The sequence below is a fragment of the Synechocystis sp. LEGE 06083 genome, assembly GCF_015207725.1.
Taxonomy (GTDB): domain Bacteria; phylum Cyanobacteriota; class Cyanobacteriia; order Cyanobacteriales; family Microcystaceae; genus Synechocystis; species Synechocystis salina.
The window spans coordinates 1-10,658 of record NZ_JADEWJ010000116.1; the positions used below are offsets into that span (position 1 = coordinate 1).

The following is a 10,658-nucleotide window of genomic DNA, read 5'->3' on the forward strand; positions in this document are numbered from 1 at the left end:
AGCACCATGAGGGTGCTCCAGCGGGCAATGCGGTCAAAATTTACCGGCCAACTCCGAGGCCAGGGCAGGCGGGTGTAAAACAGAATTGCTGCCCCCACACTGTCCCCACCCCAGAGAAAATACCAACGACGCCACCATTTCATAAATCACCATTCCCAGGGCAAGGAGTCGACACTCCGCAAAAACTTAAAATATAGTTACGAATTCTTGGGCTAAGATCAAAATTAACGCGGGGATCAATCAAATCGCTCCACCGATGGCTTGGCAACCCAAAACTAAAATTCCCCATCTAGACTAATACTTTTGCGTGATTTTCGTTAGTAATCCTGGTGGAATTTATAACCGTAAATATTCATCCGTAACCGACCGACCAAGCTTTTTACCCCGCCCTCACCCCCATGAATCCTGAATTTCACTCTCCCCTACTACCAGCTCCCTGTGTGATTGAACAGGGTATTTTGGTCAACAAAGAAGATATGCAACGGGTTCTAAATGATTTAGGACAAGTTAATTACTACTATCAATTGGATGGCAAATGCCAAGCGGAAGGCCAAGGTTGGATCTTGGATGTGTTTAGCGATGCCCAACAGGCCACCATTGTTACCAATCAATCCCTTTATCTCAATGTCAATAGCTTTGACTATCTGGAAATTAGCCTAGACCACCAAGGAAAAACCATTGTCGACCTCTGGCAGGAAAGTCGGCATTTAAGGCTAGTGCCTTTGGATGATTGGCTCAACCCAAGGGAAGGTTATAGTCAACTTATGCCCCTGGATTTGGAAGAAGCGGTGGCGGAGGTACTGGCGGCCCGGTTAGATGTGCAGAGGGACGAGGAAGACTTTTGATTTGCTTTCGATTCCAGCAAGCTCGCTTAATCAAGCTAATGATCAATTTGATGACCCCCCACCCAATTGTTGGTAATCAATGCCAAGGGGAAATCCGGTAACCAAACCAACAAAACCCCATGGGTGATGGGAATAGCAACGAAAACCGACTTCCGGAATCTAGTTCAGCCCCTGGTAATATTCGTGGGTGATGTAGGGTGGTTTTTCCACTGTACCGATCGCCTCCCCTACCTGCACTGTCGCGCCCTGATCAACTAGCTTAGTTTTAAGGTAACCAAGCCCCGTCAATCCCTTCACACTGGTTAAAACCCCCACCTTTTGTCCTTCCAGGGTAATCACTGTTCCTGCTTCCATCGGGCGATCGAGGGCAATGCGCCACAGCCGCTGTTTCACCCCTTGGTAAGTATTCAAACGGGCAATGGTTTCCTGGCCAATGTAGCAACCCTTAGTGAAGGAAATGGCCCGCCATAGTCCGGTTTCAAGGGGATTGTAATCCTCAGTCAGTTCTTTATTTGCTTGGGGTCTGCCCTGGTGAATCCGCAAACCTTCCCATTGGTCGGGGGTAATCACAGCTAAATCTCCCCAAAGTTGGTCGATTACTGCCTGTTGAGTCGCTGGAAAAACTACTGTATAACCAGGTAAATCCAACCCTGTTTGGGCAGAAACGAGTAACTCAACTCCCTGCACCGATTGGGCTAACCATTGGTTCCCGGCGGGTAATTGCCAACCCAAATGATCTTGTTCTACTTGTTCTACTTTTTCTCCCAACAGCACCACCGCCCGATAATGGGCAGATAAATCCTCCAGTTCCACCTTGTCGAAGGGGAAAATAAATCGGTCCATCCATTGCCAGAGGAAGTCTTTTCGGTTGGCTTCCACCTGGATCCAAAGGGAGTCTTGACGCACAAAAACCGTGGCTAACTCTAGAGTTCTGCCGGTGGAGTTGACAAATACGGTTTCAAACCATTCCCCCACTGTCCTGGTTTCCACTGCGTTGGTGGTTTGGTTGTGTAAAAAGCGTCGTCGGTCTTCCCCTTGTAAGGCAATCAAACTAAATTCGGGCAGGGGATAGAGCCAGGTTTGCTCCAGGTCGAGGGGATGGGCCATGAATATCTCTAAATTTAAGATTTAAATCGCGAATTGCAGTGTCCAGCAATGAAATCAAGAAAAAGTGGATTTTGTGCTTGCTTGCTTCAACTTTCCATTCTCCACATTTTAGCGGCGAATGAACGCCCTGTTGTTAAGAGCTTCTCTGCCTCCATTTTTGAAGAGCAAAACGGGACTGTAGTAGTCAAAAAGTTCTCTATTTGCTGTCTTAAAAAAAGTTCTATTGATAAATTAGGCGCCATAGTCAGAAACCCAAGGGTCTAGCTTAAATTCTTCCCGTAAAAAATCAATAAAACAATGAACTTTGGCGGGATAGAAACGACTGCGACGATAGACGGCATAAATGGGAAAAGGCACAGGTTGATAATCCTGTAAAATAACTTTAAGATCCCCCCGATAAATATCCTCACCAAACATCCAAATAGGGGCGATAGCAATGCCTAAACCTGATAAAACTGCGGCTCGCACAGCAACGGAGCTATTAGTTTGAAAACTACCTTTAACATTGATTTTAATAACTCCATTTTTTCCATGAAAATGCCATTCATTAATGGTAGATAAGGAAGTATAGATAATACAATTATACTTGACTAGATCTTCTGGTGTTTTCGGTTCCCCTGATTTTTCAAAATAACTGGTGCTAGCTACCGTTACACGACGGGTGATACCAATACGTTCACTAATTAGAGCTTTATCTTGATGATTACCAATGCGAATTGAAAGGTCTAGTCCTTCTTGCACCATATCGACAAAATAGTCAGCCATCATTAAGTCTATTTTGACCTGGGGATAGCGGCTGATAAAAAGATTTAAGCGGGGCACAATTTGCATTTCGCCAAATAGGACTGAACAACCCAGACGTAAAATACCAACGGCTTTCTCTTTGCCTTCTAAACTAGCTTCTGCTTCAGCAACTGTTTCCAAAATTTGTTGACAGTATTGATAATATTGTTTTCCTTCTTCTGTCAGATTGAGTTTGGTCGTGGATCGAGTGATTAACTTTACCCCCAAATGTTTTTCTAGAGCGGCAATTTGTTTACTGACGGTTGGTTGAGTTGTTTGTTGTTCCCTCGCCACGGCGGAAAAGCTATTCATTTCGATCGCTCGAACAAAACTCTGCATACAAGCAAGACGATCCATAACAACACCTATTCCAATCTGGCATATGGCATATTCCATTTTGCCGGCTTCCCATCAAAAAAAAAATAGGCAATGATGATTCCGTCAATAATTTCTACGCCTAAAAACTTGATGTTAAGACTCAAACCCTTTAGTCCTTTGCTAGCTCCCCTTATCCTAGCTGGCACAATTGCCATAGGAGATGTCGCCTTTCGCAGCTTTCTACCCCACACTCAAAATACGGCGATCGCCGCTCCCCCTTCAGCCAGCCAAGAACAGATCGAACTAATTATCGCCAGCAAAGGAAAAACTGGTAGTGGAGACCAATTGAGGCGATTTTTCTATGGCGATCTAGAACCATTGGGGGTTCAACCTGGGGGTGCTGGAATGGTTGTCAATCTATACAGCAAAAAGAACGATGTTACCTTTTCCTATTGTGCAACCTACGATGTAGTTGTTGCGGTGAAGGGAGGCAGGGTTGCCATGTTTCCCGCCAATGAAGTCAAGTAACCCTCCAGGAATTTGTTCAATGAGGACTATCTTTAGGGGATATGATAGGTTATAGCCTTCAGCTATCTCCCAAAAGATTGTGAATTTACAGATTGAATTGTACAAGTTTCATCAAGAGTCCTTGAAAAAAACGCCTCCTGAAAGGGCTGTTATTTTTTCGGATTTTATTGAGGGGTTGAGTGAGGAATTTAGAAACCGAAGACAATTAAGAATAGGAGATTTTGCCCCGGATTTTACCCTCAAGAATACCAAAGGAGAAACGATCATTCTCTCCGAACAATTAAAGAATGGTCCCGTATTACTTAAATTTTTTCGAGGCTACTGGTGTCCCTATTGTGGACTAGAATTACGAGCCTATCAAAAGGTTGTTAATAAAATTAGAGCATTGGGAGGGACAATTCTAGCTATTTCCCCCCAAACTCTAGCTGCTTCACAAAAAACTATTGATCGTCATGATTTGACTTACGCTCTTCTCAGCGATAATGGTTTTCAAACAGCCCAGGATTATGGATTAGTTTTTACCGTTCCCGATGCTGTTAAGCAAATTTATTTACAATCAGGCTATGTCATTCCTGAGCACAATGGTATAGAAGAATGGTTATTACCTGTACCAGCTACCTTCGTAATTGATCGCCGCGGTTACATCGCTTTGTCCTATGTCAATGTGGATTTTCGTGTTCGCTATGAACCGGAAGATGCAATCGCTATTTTACTGTCCCTTTTTGTTGATCATTGACCCAATTTTCTTTTATTGATTTCAGGAGTTAAATACCATGAATATTCGTCCTATTGTTAGTTCTTTGTCTGCTTTAGCTGTTTCTATAGCCCTGTTGCCCTTTGGTGATTTCCCAGCCGAAGCACAAATGACAATGCATTTTACTACTCCTTTTGTAACGGACTCTGGGTTTGTGGGAGCAGCTGGTAATATGCACTATATTACCCTAGGAGTTACGGGATTTTCTCTTAAATCTGCAACCATTGGTTTACCTATTGACATGGAACGTTCGATTGAAGTTAAGGCTTTTGATCCGGATGGGATGGAAATTCTCAGTACTCTGAAAAAATCTCCAGGGGGAATAACCATCGATTTTAATCAACCCATTGACCCCAATACCTATGTAAGATTGCAACTATCGGGGGTAGATATGTCAAGAATGGGGGGGCGTGCTCTTTATCGGGTTAGCACCCAATTACAGGGCATCGAAGGAGAAGTTCCCATTGGTTCAGCAATGATTCGCTTGAAAGACCCCACCTAATCTTAGTTGTTATTGAGGGTGATATTGCGTTATTAATGGTTGGTGATTGCAGGGTAACTAAGGCTGAATGATCAGTCTTGAGTTTAATTATTTTTGTTTACTAAACTCGACGATTGTTTTTATGGTTGACTTTAAAGATGCCTGGGCCTTATTACATCCCGCGATCGCCATTATTGTGGTTTTTCCACTTTTGGGCATTGTGCTCAATCGTGCCTTACTTACCCGTCAGCGACGTTTGGCGACGAAAGCAGGAGAAAAAAGCAAAATTCCCCCGGTGGTTGGCACTGAGCATGTGGCGATAGGAAAATATTTAACTATGGCGGTGGTAGGCGTTACTTTCTTAGGATTAGCCTATCCTCTTTTTTCTAAATTCATTAATGAAAATATGATTTCTCAAGAGCCTTTGCGGATTTTTTTTGTGATTCTTCTATTTGTTTTAAGTATAGTCTCTTTTGTTTTTCTTTTTCGATCTAAAACGAAACTTGGGCGAGGAATTTTTGCTGTTTTAACGGGAATGGGACTGGTGCTCCTAGGTTGTCAACCTGAAATTTATCGTCGGGGGCATGAATGGTTTGTTTCTCATTTTTACTACGGAATTTTAGCTGCCCTGCTAATGATTTTTTCCGTAGCTACCATCCAAGATATTTATCAAGACCGTCAAAATCGTTGGCGCAATGCCCACATTATAATTAATAGCCTCGCCTTATTGCTTTTCATTGGTCAAGGTATAACAGGAACAAGGGATTTACTGGAAATCCCTCTTCATTGGCAAGCATCGTATGTTTATCAGTGTGATTCTGTCAGTAAAACTTGTCCTCAGCCCAAATAAAAATAGAATTACTAAAATGAACCAGCAACGAATTTTTGATTTAGAAAAAATAATGCGTTTTTCTAAGCAAGGGGCAACGGTAACGCCGGTAATCGAGACAGAAAATTCTAGTATTGCTATTTGGGCTGTTGAACCTCAGCAAATTGTTGAACCTCATTCCCATCCCGATGGTCAAGATACCTGGGTTATGCTAAAAGGTACTTTGACTTATTTTTTGGGGGAGCATCAAAGTCAAACTTTGACGCAAGGGGAAGTGGCGATCGCCGAAAAAGGCCAAGTTCATGGGGCGATCAATCATAGTCAAGAGAATGCAGTTTTTGTTTCCATTTATTCGGCTCCTCAGATTGGCTATCAACGGGAATTGGATTATTAATGAAAATATCTATTTCTATTTTTGGCACTTTTTTGAACCGGATTCCGAGCCCGATTTATCTTGCCCTTGCCGTAGTGATTTTTTCAGCGGCCAATGCTGTCACTACTCGAATCATTGAATTGGGGCAAGCCTATACGATTGATGGCCGTAACCCTATTTCTCTTTGTAATGTTCTTTTTGTTGGTAATCTATGCGCCTTGGGTTTAATGATTTTGATTTTTTACCCTGACTGGCAACTGCACAAATTAAAAAAAGTAGCCTTAAAAGATTGGCGTTTACTAACTATCACAGCTATTTTATCGAGGGCGATCGCCCCCGCTTTGATGTTCACTGCTCTTGGGCAAACAAATGTGACTAATGTTGTTTTAATTGGACGATTGGAACCTATTTTTACTTTAATTTTAAGTGTTTTTTTGCTAAAAGCTTCGGTGAATCGATTAAGCATAGTGGCAACTTTGATTTCCTTTATTGGAGTCGCTGTTACTGTTTTTTTTGATATTTCTGAACCGGCTAGGATGGTTATGAATTTGGATTTTGGAGTAGGGGAAAGCTTAGTGGCGATCGCTGCTTTTATTTCAGCAATTACAACAATCCTAAGTAAACAACAACTGCAATCTATTCCGGTAAGCATTTTTACTGTTTATCGTAGTTTGGTGGGGACCTTTGTCTTTTTCTGGATGGCAGTTATCCTTTATGGTTTTCACCATTTCGTAGATGTTTTTGCACCAATTCTCTGGCAATGGATGCTAGTTTATGGAGCTATTATTGTTGTTCTTGGTCAATTAGCTTGGTTAGCAGGTCTTAAATCTGCAAGTTTCATTCAGATTAACTTAGCGAGCCTAGTAACTCCTATTCTTGCCATTATTTTTGCCTATCTGATTTTACAGGAAACGCCTACAGAATCACAGTATTTAGGCGGAATTTTGCTACTACTGGGGGCAATACTAAGTTTTATAGATAATTTACAAACGTCAAAAAGGGAACAGACTGTAAAATCTTTAAATCCTCGCCAATTGATGGATACGGACGTCGGTTTTCGAGGAATTTAGCTGAAGCTACTGGATTTGTTACCCAAGAGTAACTTAGTTTAAGTTAATTCTAGTTTCTATAACGGTGGTTCCATTTTTTCTTACTTTATCAAGTCATAGAATTAAACTTCATCATCCTGACTTAAATTTATTAAAATTAATGTTTCTAATATTTCTCTTGGTTTTATCTAATTTGAAGGGCCATAATGACTCGAGTTGGCGATCGCCATTGGTGGGAGCTTGCTGTCGGTGGGGAGAGGGTGTCAGAATGGGAAGCCGCTGACCCCATCCTCCGGCCATGACTGATACTCCCATCCTCGGCACCGTTAAAGAACCCCAACGGGACTATCGCACCCTCGATCGTCAGAAGTTAACGCCGATGTTCCAGCACTACACGGAGGTGAAGGAACAGTATCAAGGAGCATTGTTGCTCTACCGGGTAGGGGATTTTTTCGAGTGTTTTTTCCAGGATGCGGTCATCATTGCCCGGGAATTGGAACTAATTTTAACTAGCAAAGAAGGGGGCAAGGAAATTGGCCGGGTGGCCATGACGGGGGTGCCCCACCACGCCCTAGAACGCTACGCCCGACAGTTGGTGGAAAAGGGCTATGCCGTGGCCATCTGTGACCAAGTGGAAGATGCCGCCGAAGCCCAGGCAGAAAAACGGATGGTGGAACGGCAAGTAACAAAGTTGCTCACCCCCGGCACTTTGACTGATGACAGTATGCTCCCCGCTAAGCGCAATAATTTCCTAGCGGCGATCGCCATAGTGGAAGACAAATGGGGCCTAGCCCACGCTGATATCTCCACCGGGGAATTTTTCACTTGTCAGTCTAGTAATTTGGATGACCTCGCAGTGGAATTGCTGCGGCTGCAACCGTCGGAAGTGCTTATTCCCACCTCTGCCCCCGATATTCGTAATATTTTGCGCCCAGGAGAACCTTCAGAACATATTCCCAAACAATTGCCCACCAGTTTTTGCTATTCCCTCCGCTCCCAAACTCCCTTTTCTTTGGTGGAAGCAAAACAGAGATTACTAACTACTTTTCGGGTCAAATCTCTGGAAGGCATGGGTTGTGACGCTTTACCCCTAGCAATTCGGGCGGCGGGAGGATTGTTGGAATACATCGAAGATACCCAAAAGGCCCATGTGGTGCCCATTCAACCATTAAAGACCTATGGGTTAACGGATTTTCTGGTGTTAGACCACCAGACCCGGCGCAACTTGGAAATCAATCAAACCGTGCGGGACGGCAGTTTCCACGGCTCCCTACTCTGGGCTTTGGACCGTACCAGTACCACCATGGGCAGTCGGGCTTTGCGGCGTTGGTTATTGCAGCCTTTATTGGATCTCAAGGGTATCCAAGCTCGCCAGGACACCATCCAAGAGTTGTACCATCACCCCGCCCTACGTCAGGATTTGCGGCAATTGCTCCGGCAAATTTACGACTTGGAACGATTGACGGGCAGAATTGGGGCGAACACCGCCAGTGCGAGGGATGTGTATGGCTTGGCCTCTTCGTTGGTGCGGTTGATGGATTTGGCTGCATTGGCCCAGGAAGGCCATAGCCCCTATTTAAAAGCTTTACAAAAAGTACCGCCGGAGTTGGAAGAATTGGGCAAATATGTTCTAGCTCATATTGTGGAAAATCCCCCCTTACATATCCGGGAAGGCAACTTAATTCGTAGTGGCGTTAATCCAACCTTGGATGAAATGCGTCAAAGTTTAGAAGACGATAATCAATGGTTAGCCAACTTAGAAGTAACGGAGCGGGAAAAAACTGGCATTGCCAATTTAAAAGTGGGTTATAACAAAGCCTTTGGTTATTACTTAAGTTTACCCCGCAGTAAATCGGAACAGGCTCCAGAAAATTACATTCGCAAACAAACTTTAGTCAATGAAGAAAGGTATATCACACCGGAATTGAAGGAGCGGGAAACCCGTATTCTCACCGCCCAGGCTGATTTAAATCAATTGGAATATGAAATTTTTAGCGAAGTGCGGGGCGCAGTGGCGGAAAAAGCCCAACCAATTCGGGACGTGGCCAAGGCCGTGGCGGCGATCGATGTGTTGGCAGGCCTGGCCGAGGTGGCGGTGTACCAAGGTTATTGCCGTCCCATTATCCAAACCGAGCCAGGTTTAATTGATATTAAAGCCGGTCGCCATCCGGTGGTGGAACAATCCCTGGGAGCCGGCTTTTTTGTCGCCAATGATACCCAATTAGGCCATGACCATTGGCATCCTGATTTGGTGATTTTAACGGGGCCCAACGCCAGCGGTAAAAGTTGTTATTTACGTCAAGTGGGGTTAATCCAATTAATGGCCCAGACCGGCAGTTTTATTCCTGCTAAAGCCGCAACCCTCAGCATTTGTGACCGTATTTTTACCAGGGTGGGAGCAGTGGATGATCTGGCCACAGGGCAGTCAACTTTTATGGTGGAAATGAACGAAACTGCCAATATTCTCAACCATGCCACCGCAAAATCTTTGGTGTTACTAGATGAAATTGGCCGGGGTACGGCTACCTTTGACGGCTTGGCGATCGCCTGGTCGGTGGCGGAATATTTAGCAGGGGAAATCCAAGCTCGGACAATTTTTGCTACCCATTACCATGAGCTGAACGAGTTGGCTTCTTTGTTGGAAAATGTGGCCAATTTTCAAGTTACCGTGAAAGAATTGCCGGAGGAAATCATCTTTTTGCACCAAGTGTCACCGGGGGGAGCGGATAAATCCTATGGCATTGAAGCGGGACGTTTAGCGGGGTTGCCCAGTTCAGTGATTACCAGGGCCCGACAGGTGATGGCCCAAATTGAAAAACATAGTAAAATCGCCGTTGGTTTACGCAAGGGCAATCGGGGCAAGGTAATGGCTAGTCAAACGGATGCTGAAACAACGGCAGACCAGGCTAAACAGTTGGATATTTTTACTTTATAATTATGCCGTTTCTATATAAAATCCTCATAAACTTCAATTTTCCATGAACAAAAAATACTTTGGTTTTATTTTATTTTGTTTTCTTTTACAGTTGGTATATCCATTTAGAACAGTTGCAGATATTTTACTGTCTTCTGGACAATATTTTTCAACCCTTACACTAAAGAAAAATGGAATCAAATACCCTAAGTTAGTCTGTAAAATAAAAAATGATCAAAATACCTATTTTCAGCTTTCTTGTGAAAATAAAATAGATGTTACTGTAGACCTTGAAGGAGAATGTTATGGAGAGCCATTAGATGTAAGGTGGGACAAAGACTGTAATAGTTATACGCTAATTGAATTTGGTGAAGAGAATAAACAATTGAATCAAAAAAAAAGTAGCTATATTGTTTTGGTGAACGGAGAAATGGAAAAATATGAAAGTAGTTATATTTGTGGTTCAAGTTATGGATTTAGCTTAAACTCCGTCAATGAAGAGCTAGGTTATGAATCTTTAATATCAATAGAAAAAAAGTGTTTGACAGAATAAAATTAGGATTTTTACGATTTTATGAAAAATGCATCTAAGTTCAACTGATTATTGAATGTATCTGAGGAGCTTGGTTATGGGATTCAAGACCCTTTCTAAAATCTAACCGTTCATAATCATATTC

Annotated in this window: 11 protein-coding genes and 1 pseudogene; 9 read left to right on the forward strand and 3 right to left on the reverse strand. The window is 43.2% G+C overall.

The features are described 5' to 3' along the window. Positions 1-143: pseudogene (locus IQ219_RS10335) on the reverse strand (adenosylcobinamide-GDP ribazoletransferase); the annotation flags it as partial. 255 nt (positions 144-398) lie between these two features. Between IQ219_RS10335 and IQ219_RS10340 the strand changes: the two are divergent. Further along, on the forward strand, positions 399-845 hold the full coding sequence (locus IQ219_RS10340) for a hypothetical protein (protein ID WP_194072542.1): 447 nt from the start codon (positions 399-401) through the stop codon (positions 843-845). Between the two features lie 159 nt (positions 846-1,004). On the opposite strand, the gene IQ219_RS10345 is transcribed toward IQ219_RS10340, so the two are convergent. Together IQ219_RS10345 and IQ219_RS10350 are read right to left on the reverse strand one after the other, a co-directional pair. Further along, entirely contained in the window at positions 1,005-1,952 is a 948-nt protein-coding gene (locus IQ219_RS10345) for a folate-binding protein YgfZ (protein ID WP_194072543.1), read from the reverse strand. Between the two features lie 231 nt (positions 1,953-2,183). Next, positions 2,184-3,092 (reverse strand): LysR family transcriptional regulator, encoded by a 909-nt coding sequence (locus IQ219_RS10350; RefSeq protein ID WP_194072544.1) that lies wholly within the window; start codon positions 3,090-3,092, stop codon positions 2,184-2,186. Between the two features lie 72 nt (positions 3,093-3,164). Here IQ219_RS10350 and IQ219_RS10355 point away from each other — a divergent pair, with 72 nt between their 5' ends. The 8 genes from IQ219_RS10355 (at position 3,165) to IQ219_RS10390 (ending at position 10,534) form a co-directional block, all read left to right on the forward strand. Then, positions 3,165-3,581, forward strand: coding sequence for a hypothetical protein (locus IQ219_RS10355; protein ID WP_194072545.1), 417 nt, complete (start codon positions 3,165-3,167; stop codon positions 3,579-3,581). A gap of 79 nt (positions 3,582-3,660) precedes the next feature. Continuing rightward, positions 3,661-4,317: a peroxiredoxin-like family protein gene (locus tag IQ219_RS10360; protein WP_194020569.1), complete on the forward strand. Its 657-nt coding sequence runs from the start codon at positions 3,661-3,663 to the stop codon at positions 4,315-4,317. Positions 4,318-4,354: 37 nt separating this feature from the next. Then, on the forward strand, positions 4,355-4,837 hold the full coding sequence (locus IQ219_RS10365) for a hypothetical protein (RefSeq protein ID WP_194072546.1): 483 nt from the start codon (positions 4,355-4,357) through the stop codon (positions 4,835-4,837). A 121-nt stretch (positions 4,838-4,958) separates the two neighbouring features. Beyond that, entirely contained in the window at positions 4,959-5,666 is a 708-nt protein-coding gene (locus tag IQ219_RS10370; RefSeq protein WP_194072551.1) for a DUF4079 domain-containing protein, read from the forward strand. Between the two features lie 16 nt (positions 5,667-5,682). Beyond that, positions 5,683-6,039 carry a cupin domain-containing protein gene (locus IQ219_RS10375; RefSeq protein ID WP_228016926.1) on the forward strand — a complete coding sequence of 119 codons (357 nt, stop codon included), beginning with the start codon at positions 5,683-5,685 and terminating at the stop codon, positions 6,037-6,039. Continuing rightward, positions 6,039-7,088 carry a DMT family transporter gene (locus tag IQ219_RS10380; protein WP_194072548.1) on the forward strand — a complete coding sequence of 350 codons (1,050 nt, stop codon included), beginning with the start codon at positions 6,039-6,041 and terminating at the stop codon, positions 7,086-7,088. The genes IQ219_RS10375 and IQ219_RS10380 overlap by 1 nt, the downstream gene beginning before the upstream one ends. A 277-nt stretch (positions 7,089-7,365) precedes the next feature. Continuing rightward, positions 7,366-10,002, forward strand: coding sequence for a DNA mismatch repair protein MutS (gene mutS / locus IQ219_RS10385; RefSeq protein WP_194072549.1), 2,637 nt, complete (start codon positions 7,366-7,368; stop codon positions 10,000-10,002). A gap of 43 nt (positions 10,003-10,045) precedes the next feature. Then, positions 10,046-10,534: a hypothetical protein gene (locus tag IQ219_RS10390; RefSeq protein ID WP_194072550.1), complete on the forward strand. Its 489-nt coding sequence runs from the start codon at positions 10,046-10,048 to the stop codon at positions 10,532-10,534. The last annotated feature ends 124 nt before the right edge of the window (positions 10,535-10,658 follow it).